The following is a 20,998-nucleotide window of genomic DNA, read 5'->3' on the forward strand; positions in this document are numbered from 1 at the left end:
AAAGGCGGGGAGGGTGGAAATGCGGATTGCGGATTGCGGAATGTCGGACGCAAGCGGCGGGGCGGGTGGTTTGCGGTTTTTCATTCCGCATTCCGAAATCCGCATTCCGCATTCAGATTAGTCGGCGAGTGTCATGTAGAGCGCCACTTGGAAGTCGGATTTTTCCTGGTCGGGCCAGCGGAGGACCGCGACTTTTTCGGTTTGGAGTTGCTGCCAGATGCGCGCGCTTTCGGCGCGGTTGAGGCGGTAGAAACTCAGGCCGCCAATCGCGGGGAGCTGCATCGGGGGGAAGCGTTCCTCCTTGAGCTCGACGCCGCGCACGGCGCGGTTGGCCATGCTCTTGGGCATGAGTTTGAAGCGGTTGCCGTCCTCGATCATCGGGGCGATCTGGCGCGGGTCCTCCTTCGACTTGATGGCGAGGTAGTATTCGACGGGGCGCGTGAAATGCTCCTCGGTGAGCGTGGCCTCGAGCCCTTCGGGCGTGGTGGCAAAGTCAACCTTGAGGAACGATGCCGCGACCGCGCCGCGCAGGAGGGCGCGGATTTTGGTGCTGAGCTGGTCGAAGCCGTTGAAGAGGTTTTCGTGATTGTAGGGCGGAATTTCGTAATCGTCCTTGTCGGGATGCAGGCCGCAAAGCTCGGCGTGGAGCGAGCGCAGTTCGAGATACCAGTCGAAGGGCGTGATGTTGGCGGCGGTGAGCAGCGTGGTGAGGCGCGCGCTGTAGTGGTTGAGCGTGCGCAGGCGGAGGACTTGCTCGATTTGCGCGCCGCGGAGGGTGTCCATCGCGAAGCCGCCGCGGTTGATCTGGATGACGAGTTCCTGGCGCGAGGCCTCGACTTGGTTGACGAGGTCGCGCACGATGTTGTGGAGCGTGGCGGAGCCGGTGAGGAAGAGGCAGGGCGAGGCGTATTCGGGGTCGAGCTTGGGCTGGCCGAGTTGCTCGCCGACGCCGCGCACGAGGCGGAGCACGGGGATGAGCTCGAGGTCGGACTTGTCCTCGTCGTCGGTGACAAAACGGGCGTTGAGGCGGCGGATGAGGAGGGGCTTGGAGTTGTCGCCGGTGTTTTCGTCGGCGAGCGTTTTTTCCTCGACGCGGTAGATGATCTTGGCGGTGGCGTCGGGTTGCTCGGAGGGCGACTCGCCGCCGGAGTTGGCGCGGCCTTCCTTCCAGAGCGGCACGCCGAGGTAGATGTTAAACACGGCGCCGCTGCCGGCGAAGAGGGGTTTCAGGTCGATGGAGGGCAGCTCGGCGTTTTCGGGATAGTTGACCTCAAGGCCGCTGGGCATGACGGCGTGGAGCTTGTCGAAGCGGACGCGGAAGTTGGCGAGGTCGTCGAGCGAGAGTTTCGATTCGATGATGCCGTAGGGGTGCGTCCACGAGAGGCGCCGGTCGGATTGGTTTTGCGCGAGCACGCCGTGCTGGAGGCGCTGGAGGTGGTGCGGTTGAAGAAAAAGGCCTTCGTGCCAATGGATGTTTAAGCTCATTTGGGAGATGGTATGCGTGGTTGAGGTTTTGGGTTGTTTGTGTGCTTTGAGAATGGAGGGGAAATGAGGAATGTGGAGTGCGGAATGCGGAGTGTCAGACGCAAGCGGCGGGGCGGTCGGTTTGTGGTTTTTTCATTCCGCATTCCGAAATCCGCACTCCGCATTTCATCAGCGGTTTTGTCCTTTCATGAGTTCCTCGGCGTATTTGGCGACGGCGTCCATCATGTCGGTTTGGATGGTGTCCTCGCTGATTTCCTGGGCGAGCTCGGTGTATTTTTTCCAGTTGCGGGCGTCGGCGTTGCCGAAGACGGAGGCGCCTTCGAGCTTGACCATGTCGCGGATGGCCTCGGGCGAATAACGCGACTGGAAGCGGCGTGTGAAGTTCTTGCCCGCGGGGCCGATGGCGGCGATGAGGCCGGCGATGAGCTGGCGGTTTTTTTCAAGCTGGGCGGCGATTTGCGCGGCGGAAACCTCGGGGTCGCCGGTCGTGGAGCGGCGGAGCGCGGTGCGCAGGTCGCCGGCTGATCCGTCGCGGCGAATGGTGGATTTCGGCGCGAGGCCCTTCCAGACGTTCCATGCGAGCTGGTCGGTCATGATGGCGAACTCGGCGAGCGCGGCGTAGAGTTTGCCGAGGCGCGAGCCGTCGATTTTGTCGGAGGGAGGGATTTTTAGTTTTTCAACGATGTCGGCGGTGGAGCTGCCGTCGATCGAGTCGCCGGAGACGCGCACGAAGCCGGCGTCGGCGAGGCGGGCCTTGATCGTTTCGCGTTGCTCGAGGGAAAACTTTGGCAGCGTTTTCAGGAAGAGCGCCCAGACTTCGTCGGGCGTGCGCTCCTCGCTGGCGGCCTTGGTGGCGACAGCGGGCGCGGAGGAGAGTGATTCCCATGTGGGGAATTTTTCCGCGAGCGTGTCGAGGTAGAGCTGGCGCTTGCCGAGCGGGACGGGATCGAGGAGTTTTTTGAGTTCGTCCTCGAGGAACGCCTCGCGGCTTTCGGCGGGATCGTCGGCGAAGTTGGCTTGCAGATAGCGCAGGCGCGTGGCTGCAGCGGCGGCCCAGGCGGGCGCGTCGGTGAGAGGCTGCGAGTTTGAGGCGGTGGAGGTGGGTGTTGTCATAGTAAAATGCGGAGTGCGGATTTCGGAATGCGGAATTGGTGGATCAGTCTGATCGGGCCGATTGGCGGACGTAGGGTTGTTTGCGGAGGAGCATCATGAGCTGGCCGCGGATGATCATGGATTTGGAGGCGTCGAAGACGGGGCGGATGCCGATGTCGGCGTAGCCTTCGCTTTCGGCGGGGAGCGGATAGGTTTTTTTCGGGTCGATCGTGGCGGGTGAAATGGCGGAGCCGCCGGCCACGGAATAACTGCCGCCCGCGGCGGCGAGGGGATCGTGAAGAAGGGTCGCCACGTTGCCGAAGAGATGCGCGAAGCCGGTCTCGTTTTGCGCGGCGTCGGCGTTCACATCGGCAAACCAGAGCATGCCGTCGTTTTGTTGCGGTGCGTAGGCGGGGGCGGTGGAATGGGTTTGCACGGTCGAGGGCGGCGAGCCGGGCGGCGCGTAGGCGCCGGAGTCGGGCCAGGGGAACTCGAAGAGCGCGCCGTTTTTCACGAGGTGGTCGCGCTGGGCGAGCCAGGTGGCGTCGGTGAAGTTTGCGCCGGGGGCGTCGGGGCGCGCGAGTTTGCCGGCGAAGAGCTCGACGATGCCGGACCATTCCTCGGTGGTGGGGAGGCGCGCGCCGAGTATCCGTTCCGTGAATACACGGGCGGCGGCGGGCGGGAGGTTTTGCATCGGGGCGTTGGGCGTCGGCGGCGCGGGCGGCGTAATGCCGGGCGCGTAATAGGGCTCGGGCCAGCGCGGGTCGAGGAACGCCTGCCAGCGGGTGTTGAGCGACATGCGCGAGTCGTTGAGGCGCGTGGCGGTGAGGCGGCGCGGGGCGAGCACGCGCCAGGGTTGCGGGCCGGGGCGGAAGTCGGTGTCGATGCCGCCGGAGACATCGGCAATCCACGCGGGCATGGCGTCGATCACGGCGCGGCCCTCGGGACGGCCTTCGATGAGCGCGATGAACTCGCCAACGGATACCGCCGTTGTGGACAGGAAGAATGGAACGCCGGCCTCGGGTTCGACGAGGAGGTATTTTTGGATGTGCTCGTTGCCGCGCAGGTCGGTCCATCGGTAGGTGGCGGCGCGCATGTCGTCGGAAAACTCGCCCGTCCAGCCGATGCGTCCGGGGCCGATGTCGGCGGGGGTTGTGCGCTCGCCGGTGGGTTCGAGGTTGATGCCGGCGGCTTCGGTGAGGAAGCCGTCCAATGCGGAATGCGGAGTGCGGAGTGCGGAATGATCGGAGCTGCCGGAAAGCGCGGCGCGGGCGTTGGTGACAAATGTGTTTCGCTGGTCGCGGGCGTCGGTTTCGGTGAGGCGCGCCCAACGGGTTTGCTTGGCTTGCGCAAGGAGGTAGTCGAAACGGTCGAGTCCGGTGAGGTCCTCGGGTTTCACGCCGAAGGCATCCATGCGCGCGATGACGTCGGGCGTGTGCTCGACGGGGATTTGCGCGTAGCCGCGACACCAGCGTTTTGGAGCGGCGTCGGTGATAAGTGCGAGGCGTTTGGCTTTCAACTCGGCCAGGTATGCTTCCGTTTTTTGTTTTTCGTCCGATGATGAATCGTTGGGCGGTATCAAGAAGGCTGGTGATTTTTCGATATGCTCAATCAGGTCTTTTTCCAATGTGCTTTCAGTATCGAGTTCCTCGACGCTTGCAGGCCAGTCGGGAAGCGCGTCAAGACGCCGCCATGCCGACAGCGGGACACTGAGCGAGGCGGGTGATGCCGCGGTTTGCGCAAGCGTGGCGCGGTTGGTTTCGTTTTGGAGGGATTGAATCAGCCTGCATTCCCCGAATATTTTCGAGGGACTTCCCCCGGCGGTTACCGTGGAGGCCGTGACATTTGTCGAGGCGCGCGCGAAGTTGTCGCCGAGTGTCTGGTCGGTCGCGCCGATTTTTTCATTCCATGCGTAACCCTGGTTTAGCGCGGATTGAAGGCCTTGGAGTTCGTGGGCAAGTCTGGTCGCTGCCTCGCGCCATGCAGCAAGCGCTTCGGTGTTGCCGCGAACGGCGGTTGTGGCGGCAAATTCCGCAAGCGTTTGGGCGGGCGTTCCGTTTGCCGTCCATTGCGTTTCAGCGAGCAGTTTTGTGAACAGCTCTTCTTTTTGCGCCGCGTCAGCCGCGTTTGTTTGGGCGGTGATCGCCGGGTCCGTTTTGGCCAGGTCGGTCGGTTTCACACCGCCGGCGACTTGGGGGCCGTCCAGGCCGGAGAGGAATTCGCGGGTTTGGCGGACGCGGGTGCGGAGGTCGCGGAAGGCGTTTTCGTTGGCGGCGAGGCGGTCGGCGGTGATGTCGGTGAGAAGCGTTTCGCGGCGGCGCGCCCATTCGGCGTTGAGGACGGCACTGGGGCCGACGTTGGCGGCGCGCATGCGGGCGAGCCATTCGACGGGGTCGGGGTGGAGTTCGTCCAGTGCGGCGGCGATTTGCGCGGCGAGCGCGGTGTAGCGGTTTTGCAGGGCCGTGGTTTTTTCGCGCGCGACGGGGATGTCTTTTTTGAGGACTTGCTCGGCTCGCAGGGTGTTGAGGTCGGCGGCGAGCGCGGTTTGCTCTCGGGCGAGCGGGGCGGAAACCTCGGTGCCGCTGCCGAGGTTGGCTTCCTCGTTGGCGAGGTTGCGAAGGGCGGTGTCGGCAGCGGTGACGGCGGTGTCGAGCGCGGGCGCGCGACGCGGATCCTCGTCGGGCGTGACGATGTAGTAGTCGCGGATTTCGGAGTCCCAGCGCGCAAGGGTTTCGTCGGTTGCGGGGCCGGTGTGGTTGCGGACAAAACTTTCGGCGAGCCAGCGCTGGCGTCCGATGTTGCCGGCCCAATCAACACGAACGAAGGCGACGCGAGCGTCGAGCGCGGAGGCGGTTTCGGCGAGTTTGGCGGGGATGCCGGCGAGGGGCGCGGCGGCGGTCCGGGCGATTTCGCGCGTGCGCAGGCCTTTGAGGACGGGGTCGTTGGTTGAGTCGAGGGTGTCGAGTTTTTGGGAGGTAGCGGCCCAGGCGCGCTCGGCATCGGCGGCGGTTTCGAGGGTGCTGAGACGACGGGTGATGTTTGCGGGGAGGCGTCCGGAGTTGATGGAGGGGAGACTGATGAACTCGGGCGCGCGGAGTTCCTCGGCGGCGGCGGCGAGGCCGAGTTTTTCGAAGCGCTCGGCGGTTTGCGCGAGGGTGTTCGCGCCGGGCCACTCGACGAAGCTGCCGGCGAGTTTTTCGAGCGTGGCGTGGGCTTGCTTGACGCGGCGGACAACGAGACCTCGCTTGGCGGACTCGGGCGGGTTGGCGCGGAGGTTTTCGAGGTTGCGGTTGTCGTCGGTGAGGACGCGCGGGTCGAGCGCGGCGCGGGCCTCGGGAGTGGTGTGGACGAGGACGTGTTCGCGGAGCCAGGGATCGGCGCCCCAGCGGCCGGCGTTTCTGGTGTTGCCGGCTTCGGCGCAGAGGGAGCCGAACCAGTCATACCAGATGTCGCAAAGCTGGGCGAACTCGGGCGGGACTTCCTCGACGTCGGGTGGAAGGTTGCCGAGCTTGATGGCGAACTCTTGCAGTGACTCGGGGATTTTTTCGAAGGGGGCGAAGCGCAGCGCGGCGAAGGGGGATGCGAGGACAAGGAGCGCGGCGACGGGGATGAGGATTTTGGTGCGGGTGCGCATGCCGCGTCCGCCGAGCTTGGCGAAGCGGCGTTGCAGCTCATCGAGCGTGGCGGCCTCGGGCGCGGGGTGCGGGTCGAGGAGGTAATTGCAAAAGTCGAGCCAGGCGCGTTTGTGTTTGCCGAGGGATGTCCATTCGGGGCCGTCCTCGATAGGCCAGCCGGTGTGCTGGCGGCGGCGGATGAGCGTGGCGATGAGCGTGCCGAGTGCGCGGTTGTCGGCGACGCGGGCTTGCTGCGGGGTGACGCCGGAGAGGGGCGCGGGTTCGGTGAGGAGGATGGGGGATTTGCGAAGCGGGCCGTTGCCGCCGATAAAAATGTTTCCGGCGGTGAGCGCGCCGTGGGAGCGGCCCGCCGCGGCGTCGAGCGCGACGAGGGCGTCGATCACGCCGCGCGTGAACGCATGGATGGCGCGCAGGTCGAGTTCGAGGCGCGCGTCGATGATGCGTGCGAGCGTGCGCGGATAATAATCGGTGACGAGGTAGGCGGCGGTGACGGCGGGGTTGTCGATGCCGCGGATTTTCGGGGGCGCCTTGATGAGGCCGGTGGCGCGGACGGCGACCCAGCGGCCGGGGGCCTTGGCGTGCGCGGCTTGCTGCGCCTCGATTGCGGACTGGAAGGCGTTGAAGAGCGCGGCGCGACGCGGACCGGGCGGCTGGTCGGTGGCGTAGGTTTTGAAAACAAGCCCCTGCGGTTTGTCAGGGGCTTCGGGGGTGGCGGCAAAATGCACGGTGGCGCTCGCGGTGCTGGAGATTTCAGCACCGAGCGTGTAGCCGTTGATGGTTTTGCCGGACATGGGGGAGGAATTTTCGATTTTCGATTCTCGATTTTCGATTGCGCGCTACCGCGCGTGCTCGAAATTGGAAATGGAGCGGAAGCTCCCAATCCAAAATCGAGAATCGAAAATCGAAAATTTATTAGAAGAGCTTGAAGCCTTTCTTTTCCGTGGCCGGCGGGGTGAGGATGCGGAGGCCGCTTTCCTGAACCAGGATTTCGAGGGGGGCTTTTTTGTCCTTCTTCCACGCCTTGGCGTCGAGGGAAAGGATGAGGCGGCGCGGGTCGGCGGCTCCTCCGCGGTCGGCGGCGATGCCGGGGAGATCGGCGATGATGACGACGTTGCTCGCACCCTGGTCGAGCCAGCGTTTCCACTTGGCGTCGGTTGCGGCGACGGTTTGCGCGGAGGGTTTGCCGCGGCCGTAGTCGAGCGTGATGCGGTCGGTGTCGCGGCGGGTGGCGTTGCCGGGCTGCCAGTAGTCGGTGATCGAATACGACTGCCACTTGGGGAGGTCGGAGACGGCGTTGGCGCCGATGATGTCGATTTGCAGCGAGGTGTTTTCAAGCGACTTGTCCACGGTGATTTTTATCTCGTGGGCAACGGGTTTCGGCGTGCTGCCGCAACCGGCGATGAAGAGCGCGCTGAGCGCCGCGATGATGGATAGGATGCTTTTGGTATTCATTGATGGATGTGGTGGAAATGCGGAATGCGGAGTTCGGAATGCGGAATAAATTTCAGATTTCAGAGTTCAAATTTTAAAGGTGAAACGGTGATTCGACTTAAATCGATTTAAGTCGTGTGAACTTTTTTGATAACGCGCGCGACTTCGCGGTTGCTGGTCCAGTCGCTGATGATGAGGCCGCGCGTGCGGAGGAGGAGGTTGCCGAGGTCGCGCAGCGGGGCGTCGAGGGCTTTTTCCAAGTTGAAGGGCGAGGCGTCGCCGTAGTCCTTGCAATAGCTGTCGGGGCCGGCGCCGGGGATGAGGCGGGCGAGCGTGCCGATGATGTGCCACCAGAGGTCGGGCGGCACCCACGCGGCGGCGTCCTCGGCGGTGACGCCGTCGTAGGCGAGGCGGTGCGGGCCGAGCGCGGCGCGGATGCGCGGGTCGGCCTCGGCGACTTGGATGGCGCGCGCGGCAAAGGGTTCGAGCACGGTGTCGGGCGCGGCGGGTTTGGTGGCTTCCTGACCGAGCTTGCGGGCGTAGCCGATGAGGTCGTCGGTGGCGACGCCGAGCGTGTTGCCGGAATTGACGAGGAGGAGGAGCGCGCCGAGGACGGCGAGCGAGTAGAGGTCGGCGGGCGCGCTGAGGAGGGGAATTGTCTCGAAGGGAGTGTCGGGGAACACGGCGCCTTCTGTGTTGCGGAGCATTTCGTTGATCTCGGGCGCGAGATCCTGGGGGATGGTGCGGAAACGGGCTTCGCCGGCGGCAAGTCCCTCGGCGGTGTCGAGGCGGGCGAAGAGGTCGAGCGCGATGTTGGGGAGCGGGAGGCGGAGCCAGAGAATGTCGGACGCGGAGTGGCCGACGCGGTCGGGCGTGACGAGCGTGCCTTCGACGCAGATGCGGTCGCCGGTGTCAGTGAAGACGCGGCGGATGCGCACGTCGCCGAAGCCGCGGATCGACTGCGTCATGTGCGCGGGGCGATAGACGGAGGCGGAGGGTTGCTCAAGGGCGATGAAGTAGCGGACATCGGCCGTCTTGATGGGGAGCGCCATGGACTGGCCGACGCGCACGGGGACGAGGCGCGCGGTCCAGAGCGCGGGGAGCGTGGTGTCGGGCGCGTCGAGCGCGACGCGGAAGGAGTCGGCGGAGAGGTTGAGGTAGGGGAGCTGGCGTTGCTTGATGGCGGCGCGGGCGTGGTGAAGCGCCTGGTGGAGGAGCGAGAGTTTGAGGTGGAGCGATTCGATGAAGCGTCCGCAGCGGCCACCGGCGGTGGAGAAGAGGTGGAGGCCGTGTTGCTGGGCGGCGTCCCAATCGGAGAGGGCGCGGAGCGGGGCGTCGAGCGGATAGGTTTCGCGTGCGCTGGCGTTGCCTTTCCAGGGGCGTCCGCCGAGGAAGGCGGCGTAGTCGTCGAGCGCGATCGGGGCGAGGCGTCGGAGAAATGTTAAACCGCTTTCGGGGTTTAGGGGATGTAGTTTTTGGGGAGGGCTTGGAGTTTGGCGCTGTGGGTGTTCAGTTGCTCGGATGTGAGGGGCGCGGGGATGAATTGCGGTTTGCCGTCGGGGGCGGTGGCTCGCCAGTGGCGGGTGGTGGTGCTGGAAAAGGCGGGGAGCCCGGCGGCGAGGAGTTCGGCGTCGTCGGTGGCGAGAGTGTAGGGTTGGTTCTCGGGCGCGGCGGGATGCCAGGGGGCGAGCGCGTCGAGATCGATGTAGGCGGGGCGGGGGTGTTGTTGCTCGCCGCCGGTCTGGATGCACGCGGCGGGATCGGCCTCGATGAAGGTGCGCGTCATCACGTCCCAGCGGGCGTCGAGCATGGCGTTGGTGAGGGGATCGTTGCCGGCGATGGTTTTGAATTCGGCGGCGGCGAGGGGCGCGATGGTTTGTATCCAGATTTCAAGCCATTCGCGGTGCTGGCCGGTGGCGTCGAGGACGGCTCCGAGGTAAACGCGGGCGTCGAGCGTGGAGCGCAGGAGCACGAAGGGGCTGGCGGGCGCGGTCGTGCTTGCCGGCGGGTTTTTGTTGACGACAACGCAAACGCGCAACGGCTGACCGGCGCTCGCGGCGTCGATGGGAACAAAAACGTGGTTGGAAGGGAGCATGAGAAAAAGGGCTGAAGGAATGAAAGGCTGAAGGGCTGTGGTTCGGAGTTTGGTGCGTGGGTGTGGATGTCAGCCGCCGATGTTCACGGTGGGACAGCCGAGCGTAATGACGCCGCCATGCGCGGTGTTGTCGCCCATGCGCGCGGCGGGCATTTTGCCGATCATGACTGTTGCGGAACCTTTGATGATACTGTCCGGGGGACCGGTGCAGGTGCATAAGCTGCCTACGGTGGCGGCGGGCATTTTGCCGATCATGACTGTGGGGCATCCGGGGCCGGTGATGGGACCGCCGACGTGCGGGACGGGCGGCACGCCGGGCGTCACCATCGGGCAGGTGTGCATGTCTGTGAGTCGTGCGGCAAATGGCATGGTGGGAAAAAGGCTGAAGGTCGCGTTGGCTAGTGGAGAGTGTGTCGTCGTGTTTTAAAATGTGAATTAAGAAAATCAGCGCGCGGAGGTTTCTTTTTTCTTCTGTTTGGTTTGCTCCAGAATGGTTTGGTAGTTGGTGAGGACGGCGCCGACGAAGAGGTTGAGCAGAAGGAATGCCGCGAGGACATACCAGAGGACGTGGAAGCCGGTCACGACAGGGGGGCTGACATGGATGATGCCGTATTCGGAGGCCTTGACGAGGTTGTAGCGGATGTCGGTCCAGTCCTCTCCAGTAAGGAGTCGGAAAAGGGTGAACATGGATTCGCCGAGCGTGCCGTAGGGGTCGGGCGAGCAGGATGGCGTGGGCGGCGCGACTTCGACGAGCTGCGCGTAGGCGGCGGCTTTTTCCGGGGGCAGGGTCGCGGGCTCGGGCAGGCGGAACATGGAGATGCCCAGAATGGCGAACAGATACATGAACGCAAAAAACACGACGGCGTTGCAGAGCAGCGAGCGGAGCGAGCGCAGGAGCACGCTGACGATGAGGCGGATTTCGGAGGAAAGACGAAGCAGGCGGAGCACCCGGAAAACACGCAGCACGCGCAACGCAAGCAGCGAGAGGCCGTTGTCGAACGCCGTCTCGGGGATGTAGTTGATGACGAGCAGCGAAAAGTCGAAAATGCTCCAGCCGGAGGTGACGAATTCCTTGAGGCTCGTGCGTGCGAAAAAACGGATGACGAACTCGATGGTAAACAAAACGAGTATGATGTTTTGAATCCTGTGAATGGTGTCGTGCAGCTGCAATTGATAGGTGTTCAGGCCTATTAAAAAGCAGTTCGCCAAAATGATTATGGCGACGGCGACCTCGAAGGTCGTTCGCGCGATCAAGTTGCGGCAGAATTGTGAGATCATGTTCATGCAAGCGGGCATTGCGGGCATTTTTTGGAGGCGGCTTTTTTGCCGACGGCATTTTTCGCGGCCTCACCGAGCGTGAAGGCGGAGCTTATGGGCCCGAAATTGGGCAGCGGCGGCACGTCGCAAAGCGGAGTGAGGTCGAGGCGCCCGAGGTTGACGGTCTCCATCAATCTGAGCGCTGGAAAAAACTGCGAGGCCGCCGCCCAACTTTGCGCGTTGGCAGCCTGCGCAGGGGTGAGCACCTCGGCGATGTTTTTGCCGAATTCGACCAAGGGCTGCAAGGGCACGCCGATCTTGGCGATGAAGTTGGGCGGGGTGAGATTGGCGAGGTCGAGATTAAAATAGTGGAGAACGTTGGCGTTGGTTTGCGCGATGCTGAGCACCTGCATCATCGCGGGGAGCGCGGCCATGGCGGGCGCGGGCGGCTCGGATGGGAGCTTGGCGATGAGCGTGAGGTTATTGGCGAGCTTGAGGACGCCACCGGGTTTTTTCAAATCAACGCCCATCGCGGTGGCCAGGCGCGCGACGGTGGCGAGCGGGGCGAGCGGCTTGAGCTGATCGATGGGGAAGGGCGGGATTATGGCGACGGCTTTCGCGGCGAGCCGAACCTTGGCAAGCGCGGAGGGGTCGAGCGGGGTGAGCTTGAGGGAGAGGTCGGCCTTGGCCATGCGCATTTGCGTGACGACGGCGGAGACTTTTTGCATGACCGGAGGCGGAGGCGGCGGCATCGTGGCCAGCGTGGGGACGGCGAGCGGAATCTTCGCCAGGCCGAGGAGCGAACCTTGCATTTTTGTTTCGAATGACGGGTCGTCGATTTTGACGCCGGTGGCCTGCTCGAAGGCGCGGATGACCGGCGGTATGCTTTCCATCCGGCCGATACTCATATGGTCGAGCGGCAGGCGCGCGATCACATCGGGCACGCGCATTTTGTTTATGATGTCGAGCCTCGAGCGGATGAAGTTGTTCGCCGGCTTGGGGGCGGCGGTGGCGATGGGCGTGAGCGGGTCGAGCTTGGGGATGGGAATTTCGGGAAGGTCGGGCAGGATCGGGATGAGTTTTTTCAACTGGTCGAGCATCTTCACGGGGCACACGCACGGAGGCGTGGCGGCTCCGAAAAGATTGTCGGCGACTGATGAGAAAAAGCCCATGTGGCGATTTTGAATTTTGGATTGCGGATTTTGGATTGGGCGCTGCCGCGCCATGCGCCGTCTTAAATCGACTCAAGTCGATTTAAGACAATGCGAGTCGTTGGTTCAGGATTTCGGCACGCGGAGCGCCAGGGGCGCGTTGTCAACGGAGATGGAGTTGATGCGACCGATGCGGATGGAGTCGGAGTTCTTGATCGAGAGAATCGGGATGAATCCGGCGTTCGAAACAGCGACGGCGGCGCGCTCGGTGAGCCACGCCTCGGCGCAGGGCATCATCTTCGACTCGCCCTTTTCCTTGAAGTGGAAAACGGGAATGTCGCCGAGCGTTTCGCCCGCATCGAGGTCCATGCCCCAGCCCTTTTGCTTGAATCGCTCGAGATACATGCGGGCAACAAGCACCGCGGGGCTCGCCCAAAGGTATTGCTCGTGCTGGTCTGGCGACTCGATTTCCTCGAAGGGGAAGGGCGCGATGGGATCGGTCGTCTTGCCGTAGGGCAGGCGCATGAGGACGCGCGGCATGGCGAGCGCGAGGTAGGCGGAGCCCGGGCATTCGCGGAGCGCCTTGAGCGCGGCGCCGATGTCGGTGTCCTTTGTTTTCGTCCAGTTGTCGGGATCGGGTTGCGTGGCGAAACTGGCGCAACCGAGCGCGAAGGGATGCCCCGCGGCGATGATGGGCGTCTGGTTCGCGGCGAAGACGGCGGCGAGCTTTTTGGTGCGCTCGAGGTCGTCGGGCGAATCGCCGAAGGTGTGCATGCAGAACGCGGCCATCCACTGATTTTCCGCGATGGTGTCGCGGATCATTTTGTGGAGCTCGGTCTCGGTCGGGTTGTCGCCGTTCTTGGTGAGGTCGAAGGCGATTTCCTCCTTCGAGACATCGTAAACGAGAAGCTTGATGCGGTCGCCGTCGTCGAAAAGGCGCACGAGCATGTCGATCGATCTCCACGCGGATTCGAGCGTCTGAAAGCGCGGGTTCGAGAGGATGGCGCGAAGGCGCACGGCGCACGCGGCGTCGAGCGCGGCGACGAGTTGCTGCTGGTGCGCGGTGGGATTTTTGACGACGTTGTCGGCGACGGCCTGCTTGATGAGCGCCTCGACCGCCTGCGTGGCCGTGGATGCCTTTGCCGCCGGGGCCGCGGCTTTTTTGGCGGCGGGCTTTTTCTTGAGTAGGCGCTCGAGGGTTTGCTCGGTGGTCTCGCCGGGACGCGCGCCGGAACTGCGGCGTGGGGCTTTCGGGAGCGGTGTGCCGAGAAGTTTCTGAAGTTGCGCGGCGGCCTTCGCGAGCGAGGCGGACGAGAGAAGCTGCGGGCGCAGCGTGCGGAGATTTTGGATGCCGGGGAACTTTTTGTAGAACTGGTCGGGATGAAAATCGTCGAGTTCGCTGAACGTGAGCTCGACCTTGGTGCCGGGCGCGCCGGGGTCCTCGATGGTGAGCGTCGGGGAAAGTTTTTCGTAGAGCTCGTCGTGCGAATCGAGATCGACGAGATAGCCCTTGCGCTCGGCGAGCGGCTCGACAACGCCGCGGCTGACGCGTCCGGTGAAGTCGCCGATCAGCGCGATGACGAGCGGTTGCTTCGAGCCGGGATGCGCCTTCGGCGCGGAACGGACGCCGAGCGTGGCCGAGAGTGAAGGTTTCACGCCGGAGCCGGTGGCGGCCTTGGGCGCCTCGCGCGGCGGAGCGGCGGGCGCGGAAGGCGAGTCGTCATCGGACGAGTCCGACGACAGGTCGGATAAATCGGAGGACGATGAATCGGATGAGGATGAGTCGTCATCGCCCCCGAGACCCGCGAGCAAGCTGTCGAGATCGGAATCGCCGCCGGACGAGGTATCGCTATCTGAGGACGACGATGAATCGTCATCACCGCCGAGCCCGGCGAGAAGGCTGTCGAGGTCGGAGTCGCTCGATGCGCTGTCGTCGGAGGGCGTGTCGTCGCCGCCGAGACTTTTTAGGAGATCGTCGAGTGAAGTGTCGTCCGATGCGGAGGAGGAAGCTGAATCGTCGCTGGAATCGCCGAGTTCGGCGAGGAGGTCTTCGAGTGATTTATCGTCGTCGCTCATGATGATGGATGGAAGGGTGGATTTAAGGCGCTCTGCAGAAAGACTATTGGGAAAACAGGCCCCTAGGTTGCGCACATATTTAAAGGGCTGCGTTAAGGTCGTCGAGATTTGTTTATGTCATTGGAGTGTAAATGATTTGTGATTGTGAGAAATTCTGCAGGGGAGCCGCCCGCGGCCCCCCTGCAAGGGCCGCATCCACCCGCTTCCCTGTCGGGAAGTTCCATCGTGTGGCAGCCCTAAGTGGCGATTGATGAAATTGCGTGTTGATGAAATTGGTGAACACGGTCGGTGGAGGTTTTTCAGGTGCGGGATTCCTGCAAAAAAGCTACCGGGGGCAAATATCGTCAATGGGAAGGTAATTACAAACTTGGCATTTTTTTGTAATGACACGGCTGTGGCGCGGCGCAGGCGAATGCGTGCGTTACATATCTGCCGGGGCAAATTTCAATTTCCGAAATACCCAAAAGCCCGCAAAGCTTGCCTCGCGTTATCCCATTTATGGATGGGATTCATCCTTTAGGCGTCGTCAAAGGCAGGGCGGTTGCCTCCCGTAGTTCTCGGCGCACTCGGCGAGCACGCCCTACCCGTTAAAAACCAAAAGACATCTCGCAAATCGTATTACCGCGAGGTGAACAGCTCGGCGATCACGTCCTCGAGCGGGACGTCCTCGATGGTGATGTCCGCGACGGCACCGGCGGTGAGGATTTCCTGCGACACGGCAACAATGTCCGCGGCGGGAACACTGAGCGTGATGTGTCCGTCCTCGTCGCGCACGGCCTTACCGTGGCGCGACGTCCAGTTTTCGGGAAACGCGCCGGGTTGCGGGAGAAATTTTATGATTTTGCCACGGGCGCCTGAACCGGCCTCGAGGCGGTCGAGCGCGCCGTCGTAGATTTTTGTGCCGCGATGAATCACGATCACGCGGTCGCAGAGCTCCTGGATGTCGGCCATGTAGTGACTCGTCAGCAGGATGGTGACATTGTGCTGGCGGTTGTATTCGCGCAAAAACTGGCGGACGGCTTTTTGCGAAACGACATCGAGCCCGATGGTCGGCTCGTCGAGAAAAAGGACGCGCGGGCGGTGGAGCAGGGCGGCGATGAGTTCCATTTTCATGCGTTCGCCGAGCGAGAGTTCGCGCACCATGACGTTGAGCTTGTGGCCGACGCCGAGCCGTTCGACGAGCTCGTCGAGCGTGCTTTTAAAGCTGTCGGCGGGCAGCCCGTAGATATGGCGGAGCAGTTGAAACGACTCGATGGCGGGCAAGTCCCACCAGAGCTGGTTTTTCTGCCCGAGCACGAGCGCAAAAATGCGCCGGTAGGCGGACTCGCGCCGCGTGGGATCGAAACCGGCGACGCGCGCCGTGCCGCTCGTCGGAAAAATGAGCCCCGAGAGCATCTTGAGCGTCGTGGTTTTTCCGGCGCCGTTGGGTCCGAGAAACCCGACAAACTCGCCCTCGGAAATATCAAAAGAAACATCCTTCGCCGCGGCGATTTCCTCGAAGTCGCGCTTGAACAACCCGTAAATGCCGCCCAGAAAACCGGGCCGCTTTTTATAGGTGCGAAAGACGCGCGTGAGATTTCGGACTTCGATCATTGTGAAATATTACCCTTGGTTATGTTTGTTTAATATGGGTAGAATCTTCCCGAATTATCACGCAAACGTAATTTTAAAACAATGGCTTCTGTTTCATTAGACGCGTCACGTTTTAACCATTGTTGCCAAACCAAAGCATTCCCTGGTTTCGATATATCCCAATACGATTTCACGTGAATGTCCCGGTTGGTTCTGTGTAAAATTATGCCGCCATATGTTTTGTTGGGATTGTGAGCGGATTCTTTGTCGAAGAGGTTCATGTGACCCTTTCCTAGTGTATATTCATTAAAATATTCCGACAAATTAACCCAATATGTTTCAAAAACATCGCCATACTTGAAACTGTGAATGGTTTTTCCCGAAAGGGAAACCATTCCGTTTTTATCAGATGTATAATCCTCAGAACAATATTTCTTCATTGAAATGTTCTTGGCCATTCCGCTCCTGAATCTAGGCTGGGAATAACACCAGAGTAATCGAAGCTTTATTCCTTCTATTGGGCGACCTGTATCTTCATCGACAATTTTGAACACAGTTGGCGGAATCTTAATTGATTTTGCTGAAAGGGTGGCGGTCGATAATGGCGCCGAGATTATTGCAACAATAAATAAAACGAGGAGCCGCCGATTGTGTTTCATGAAGTTAATAGTTTAACTTTTAATTATTTCTCAACTCGTCCGTGGAGTTCGCCGATTGATTTCAAATACCCCGCGCTTTCCCTGTGCACGTTTTCCAGTTGCTGCGCGGTATAACGCCATTGCCAGTTGCCGGCGGCGACGCCGGGAGTGTTAAACCGCGCCTCGCTGCCGAGGCTCATGAGGTCTTGCAGCGGAATGACGGCGAGGTTGCACACGGATGCGTAGGCGGAGCGCACGAAATCCCAGCCGATTTCGCTGCCGTTGACTCGGAGGTAACGGCGAACGTGGTCGGCGGCGGATTCGTTGCCGACGGCGCGATACCAGCCGAGTGTCGTGTCGTTGTCGTGCGTGCCGGGATAAACGACGCTGTTGTGATGATGGTTGTGCGGCAGGTAGAGGTTGTCGGCTTTGCCCCCGAAGGCGAATTGCAGGATGACCATGCCGGGGAGCCCCGTGGCGTCGCGCAACTCGATGACCGAGGGCATGAGCTCGCCGAGATCCTCGGCGATGATTTTGGCGCGGGGCAGGGCGGCGCGGACTTTTTCGAAAAGGGCGAGGCCGGGGCCTTGCTGCCATTCGCCGGTCTTGGCGGTCGGCGCGTCGGCGGGAATCGACCAGTAGGTGTCGAAGCCTCGGAAATGATCAAGGCGCAGGACATCGCACAGCTCGAAGTTCACCGCGAGGCGGCGAATCCACCATGCGTAACCGGTGGCGGCGTGTTTTTCCCAAGCGTAGAGCGGGTTGCCCCAGAGTTGTCCGTCGGCGGAAAAATAATCGGGCGGCACTCCGGCGACGGCGAGCGGTTCGCCCGTGGTTTCGTCGATTTGAAAGAGTTCGGGATTTGCCCAGACGTCGGCGCTGTCGCGGGCGACAAAGATGGGCGCGTCGCCGATGATTTCGATGCCGAGGCGCGCGGCCTTGGCCCGGACTTCGGCCCATTGGCCGTAGAAGAGGTATTGGAAAAACGCGTGGGCCTTGGCGCGGACCAAAACGTCCCGAGGAAGGGCGGCGGCGCGCGCTTTGTCGTAGAAACGAACTTCCTCCGGCCAGCTCCACCACGGGAGCGGATTGTGATGTTCCTTGAGCGCCTGGAAGAGCGCGTAAGGTTCGAGCCAGTCGGCGTGCTTTTTCAGAAATTCGTCATAATCACCGTAGGGAAGGGCGGAGTCGGCGCGCGCGAGTCTCGTTTTGTCACTGAAATTTTCGTAGGCGCGGTGCAGCACTTTCCATTTGGTGACGTAGAGCCAGCCGAAATCGACATGGTCGCGGGGCAGGTCCGCGAGCGGCGCAATGTCGGCGCTGTCGAGAAGCCCGTGTTTTTGCAAAACCTGCAAGTCGATGAGATACGGGTTGCCGGCGAAAGCTGAGAAACACTGATAAGGCGAATCGCCGTAACCGGTCGGGCCGAGCGGGCAAACCTGCCAGTAGCGAAATCCGGCGTCGCCCAGAAACGCGAGCCACGGGTCGATGGCGGCGTCGCTGAGAACGCCGATGCCTTGCGCGCCCGGCAGCGAGGTCGGGTGCATGAGCACGCCGGCCGCGCGTTGCGTGAGCCAGTTGAAGAGCGGTTCGCGCGTGCCTGATGCCGGGGCGATTATTCCGGAGCTGGCGGAAAGCAGCGAGGAGGTGTCGGCTCCCATTGGCGTGGTGGCGTCGGGTGAATGTTTGATGTTGGTGAAATCGGGCATCGGAAAACGGAGGGTTCCTTGTGCGAACGGCGAAAGGAAATGCCTGAATAAAACAGGCGATGGCGGAACGAATCGAGTTTTGTTTTTTCGGACGCAATTCCCCTCGCGCGCTCCGGCTTGGCGGACGAAACGCGAGCTTTTCACCGACGGCGCCTTCCGGCGAGCAGGCGCGTTTGCGTCAGTTTTTCACCGGAGGGACGTTGGTCACGGGACCGGCGTCCTTCTTTTTCTTGCGCGGCGCAATCGGGGTTTTCTCGATCTGGGTTTCCGGATCGGGTTTCACGACTTTTACCAATTCAACCTCAAAAACCAAGGTCGCGCGGCGCGGAATTTTCGGGGGATCGCCGCGCGTGCCGTAGCCGAGTTCAAAGGGGATGATGAGGAGGCGTTTTTCGCCGACGCGCATCATCGGGATGCCTTCCTCCCAGCCTTCGATGACCTCGCCGCGCCCGACGCGGAATGTGAACGGATGATCGGCGCCGCGCGTCTGGTCGAAAACGGTTCCGTTGAGCAGCATGCCTTTGTAGAGAACACTGACACGGTCGCCGCGCTCGGCTTTTTCACCTGTGCCGGTTTGCATGACGATTGTTCGCATGCCGGTGGAGGTGATTTGGGCGTCCGGCCATGTTTTCTCAACGTATTCGAGATCGGCGGGCGGCAGCTTTTCGCGCTGTGCGTGGAGCGCGGTGGGCGCGGCTAGGATCAAAAGGGCGGCAAGTAATTTGAGCAAACGCATGTCGTAAAGTTTTTCTGCAGGCGCAGTTTCTGGCGTCAATCCCCGGCTGTCAGCAATTTTATTCGCTCGCGCCGGAAATAATGACGCGCAGCTCGCGTCCCGTGATTGTGACGCGATCGATTTTTCGCCACGCCGCGAGCGCCTCGCCGGGCGGTGTTTGGGTCTGGAGTATTTTTGAAATGATCCACGCAGTCGCGCCGGGAATCCGGTGCAGCGGCAGCGATCCGGCGTGGGCCTCGCGCGGCGCATACATGATCACGCTTGGCATGCCGGTGTCGGGATTGGCCGCGACGCGCTCAAAGTTGCCGCGCATCTGCATGAGCACCGTTCGTTTGCCGGCGGGCGTTTGCACGATGACAGGGGCGGCCACTTGCAGAAGGTTGTTGTCGATGCGGAAGTCGAGTTGGGTGGCGAGCGAGGTCGTTCCGGAGCGGCGAGCCTGCCGGATGTGCGAGCTTGCGGCGAACCAGGTGTTGAGCTCGTCCTCGGTTAACGCGATTGCGCCCGGCGCGGCAACGAGAAGCGCGGTGCGTTTGCGGACCCACGACGCGCCCTTGACGCGGTCCCTTGAACCTTGGGCGTAATAAACCTCGCGTGTGTTTTGCGGCACCGGCGAATCACCCGCGATGATTACGACCGGCTTGAACACCAGGCAAACGCAGGCGAGCGCGACGCCCGCGATCCATGCGACGGCGGCAAGGATGACGTCGGGCCGGAGGAGGGGGAATCGGGAGGCGGGCGCGGGCACGCGTTATTTTGATTCGCCGGCGTTTTTGCAGGCGCAGTTTTCGCACGCCTTTGTCTCCTTGGGCGCGGACTCGACGGGCGGCTTGCCTTTTTTTGTTTTGAAGTCGGTTTCGTAGAATCCCGTTCCCTTGAACACAAAACCGGCGCCGGGGCCGATAAGCCGCTTGACGCCCGTTTTTTTGCACGACGGACACTTGGTGAGCGGCTTGTCGCTCATCGACTGGAAGGCCTCGAATTCGAAACCGCATTTCGGACAGACGTAATCGTAGGTTGGCATAAAAAACCTCCTTTCATAGTAATTTTTTTACGACATGCGAGCCGAGTGTTTGAAGGTGCGCAAAAATGTTTTCGAGTGAAAACTCGCGCCGCGGCGAATCGTGTGAATAGGCGTTTGCAAATTTGCCGGAGTGCCGGCATTGCGGGATCTGTTTTGACACAATAACGCAAATTGCAAGAACCGGATACCGCCCCCATGGATTTCTCAACAAAGCTCAACACCTACATCGCCCGCGTCGAACAGGCAATCGACGGGCTCCTGCCCGCCGCCGCGGCGCGTCCATCGCGTTTGCACGAGGCCATGCGCTACGGCATGCAGGCGGGCGGCAAGCGGCTGCGCCCCGTGCTTCTCCTTGCCGCGGCCGATTTGCGCGGCAACCCGCTCCACGATCCGGTCGCCGCGGCGATTGCCGTCGAGTGCATCCACACGTATTCGCTGCTCCACGACGACCTGCCGTGCATGGACAACGACGACATGCGCCGGGGGCGCCCCACCGCGCACATACAATATGACGAAGCCACGGCGTTGCTTGCGGGCGACGCGTTGCTCACGCACGCGTTTTTGCTTTTGGCAACGCATTATTCCGCCGATCCCGAATTGTCGCGCTCGCTCGTGCGCGAACTTGCCGCCGCCGCGGGAAGCGAGCAGCTCATCGGCGGACAAATGGAGGATTTGCTTGCCGAGAAAAAAGTCGACGCCACGGGTGAGCAGCTTGAATACATCCATCTCAACAAAACCGCCGCGATGATTCGCGTGTCGCTTGTCATGGGCGGCATGTGCGGCGGCCTGCTGTCGGAAAGCGAGCTCGACGCGCTCCGCGAACTCGGTCGCGAACTCGGGCACGCATTCCAGGTTGTTGACGACATTCTCGATTCGACTGCCGACAGCGCCACGCTCGGCAAAACCGCCGGCAAGGACGCGAAGTCGGGCAAGACGACCTATGTGCGCCTTTACGGAATCGACGGCGCGCGCCGTCACGCCGAAACGCACACGCAAGCCGCGCTGGCCGCGCTCGCACAGTTGCCCGGCGACACGACTTTTCTGCGCGAACTGATCGCGTCGATGCTCGACCGGCAAAAATAAGAATTCGCACCCGT

The 20,998-nt window shown here is 62.1% G+C and carries 17 protein-coding genes; 1 reads left to right on the forward strand and 16 read right to left on the reverse strand.

All coding sequences use genetic code 11. The features are described from left to right. Positions 1-117 precede the first annotated feature (117 nt). The 16 genes from tssK to CKA38_RS13070 all read right to left on the reverse strand — a co-directional run bounded on the left by tssK (position 118) and on the right by CKA38_RS13070 (position 19,901). On the reverse strand, positions 118-1,485 hold the full coding sequence (gene tssK, locus CKA38_RS13000) for a type VI secretion system baseplate subunit TssK (protein ID WP_108825866.1): 1,368 nt from the start codon (positions 1,483-1,485) through the stop codon (positions 118-120). 168 nt (positions 1,486-1,653) lie between these two features. Further along, positions 1,654-2,598: a hypothetical protein gene (locus CKA38_RS13005; RefSeq protein ID WP_108825867.1), complete on the reverse strand. Its 945-nt coding sequence runs from the start codon at positions 2,596-2,598 to the stop codon at positions 1,654-1,656. 43 nt (positions 2,599-2,641) lie between these two features. After that, the gene (locus CKA38_RS13010; RefSeq protein WP_108825868.1) at positions 2,642-7,003 is read right to left on the reverse strand and encodes a hypothetical protein; all 4,362 of its coding nucleotides are present in this window, start codon (positions 7,001-7,003) and stop codon (positions 2,642-2,644) included. 121 nt (positions 7,004-7,124) lie between these two features. Further along, positions 7,125-7,664 carry a hypothetical protein gene (locus CKA38_RS13015; RefSeq protein ID WP_108825869.1) on the reverse strand — a complete coding sequence of 180 codons (540 nt, stop codon included), beginning with the start codon at positions 7,662-7,664 and terminating at the stop codon, positions 7,125-7,127. A gap of 107 nt (positions 7,665-7,771) precedes the next feature. Then, positions 7,772-8,695 (reverse strand): hypothetical protein, encoded by a 924-nt coding sequence (locus CKA38_RS13020; RefSeq protein WP_108825870.1) that lies wholly within the window; start codon positions 8,693-8,695, stop codon positions 7,772-7,774. 407 nt (positions 8,696-9,102) lie between these two features. Continuing rightward, on the reverse strand, positions 9,103-9,738 hold the full coding sequence (locus CKA38_RS13030) for a hypothetical protein (RefSeq protein WP_108825872.1): 636 nt from the start codon (positions 9,736-9,738) through the stop codon (positions 9,103-9,105). Between the two features lie 69 nt (positions 9,739-9,807). Further along, a complete protein-coding gene (locus CKA38_RS13035; RefSeq protein WP_108825873.1) occupies positions 9,808-10,107 on the reverse strand; it encodes a PAAR domain-containing protein in 300 nt (99 codons plus the stop codon). 75 nt (positions 10,108-10,182) lie between these two features. After that, positions 10,183-11,016: an ion transporter gene (locus CKA38_RS13040; RefSeq protein WP_236919035.1), complete on the reverse strand. Its 834-nt coding sequence runs from the start codon at positions 11,014-11,016 to the stop codon at positions 10,183-10,185. Between the two features lie 2 nt (positions 11,017-11,018). Then, positions 11,019-12,167: a hypothetical protein gene (locus tag CKA38_RS15790; protein ID WP_161554906.1), complete on the reverse strand. Its 1,149-nt coding sequence runs from the start codon at positions 12,165-12,167 to the stop codon at positions 11,019-11,021. Between the two features lie 105 nt (positions 12,168-12,272). Continuing rightward, a complete protein-coding gene (locus CKA38_RS13050) occupies positions 12,273-14,222 on the reverse strand; it encodes a type VI secretion system contractile sheath domain-containing protein (RefSeq protein WP_108825875.1) in 1,950 nt (649 codons plus the stop codon). Between the two features lie 618 nt (positions 14,223-14,840). Then, positions 14,841-15,815, reverse strand: coding sequence for an ABC transporter ATP-binding protein (locus tag CKA38_RS13055; protein WP_108825876.1), 975 nt, complete (start codon positions 15,813-15,815; stop codon positions 14,841-14,843). Between the two features lie 29 nt (positions 15,816-15,844). Beyond that, positions 15,845-16,453: a hypothetical protein gene (locus CKA38_RS15540; protein ID WP_152032868.1), complete on the reverse strand. Its 609-nt coding sequence runs from the start codon at positions 16,451-16,453 to the stop codon at positions 15,845-15,847. A 23-nt stretch (positions 16,454-16,476) separates the two neighbouring features. Then, positions 16,477-18,141, reverse strand: a complete 1,665-nt coding sequence (malQ, locus tag CKA38_RS13060; protein WP_236919036.1) for a 4-alpha-glucanotransferase — start codon at positions 18,139-18,141, stop codon at positions 16,477-16,479. 178 nt (positions 18,142-18,319) lie between these two features. Further along, positions 18,320-18,877 (reverse strand): FKBP-type peptidyl-prolyl cis-trans isomerase, encoded by a 558-nt coding sequence (locus tag CKA38_RS13065; protein WP_161554907.1) that lies wholly within the window; start codon positions 18,875-18,877, stop codon positions 18,320-18,322. Positions 18,878-18,935: 58 nt separating this feature from the next. Continuing rightward, entirely contained in the window at positions 18,936-19,625 is a 690-nt protein-coding gene (locus tag CKA38_RS15795; protein WP_161554908.1) for a hypothetical protein, read from the reverse strand. Positions 19,626-19,628: 3 nt separating this feature from the next. Next, positions 19,629-19,901, reverse strand: coding sequence for an FmdB family zinc ribbon protein (locus CKA38_RS13070; protein WP_108825878.1), 273 nt, complete (start codon positions 19,899-19,901; stop codon positions 19,629-19,631). Positions 19,902-20,096: 195 nt separating this feature from the next. On the opposite strand from CKA38_RS13070, the gene CKA38_RS13075 reads away from it, so the two are divergent. Continuing rightward, entirely contained in the window at positions 20,097-20,984 is an 888-nt protein-coding gene (locus CKA38_RS13075; RefSeq protein ID WP_108825879.1) for a polyprenyl synthetase family protein, read from the forward strand. Positions 20,985-20,998: the final 14 nt, after the last annotated feature.

The sequence above is a fragment of the Ereboglobus luteus genome (genome assembly GCF_003096195.1).
In the GTDB taxonomy this organism is placed as follows: domain Bacteria; phylum Verrucomicrobiota; class Verrucomicrobiia; order Opitutales; family Opitutaceae; genus Ereboglobus; species Ereboglobus luteus.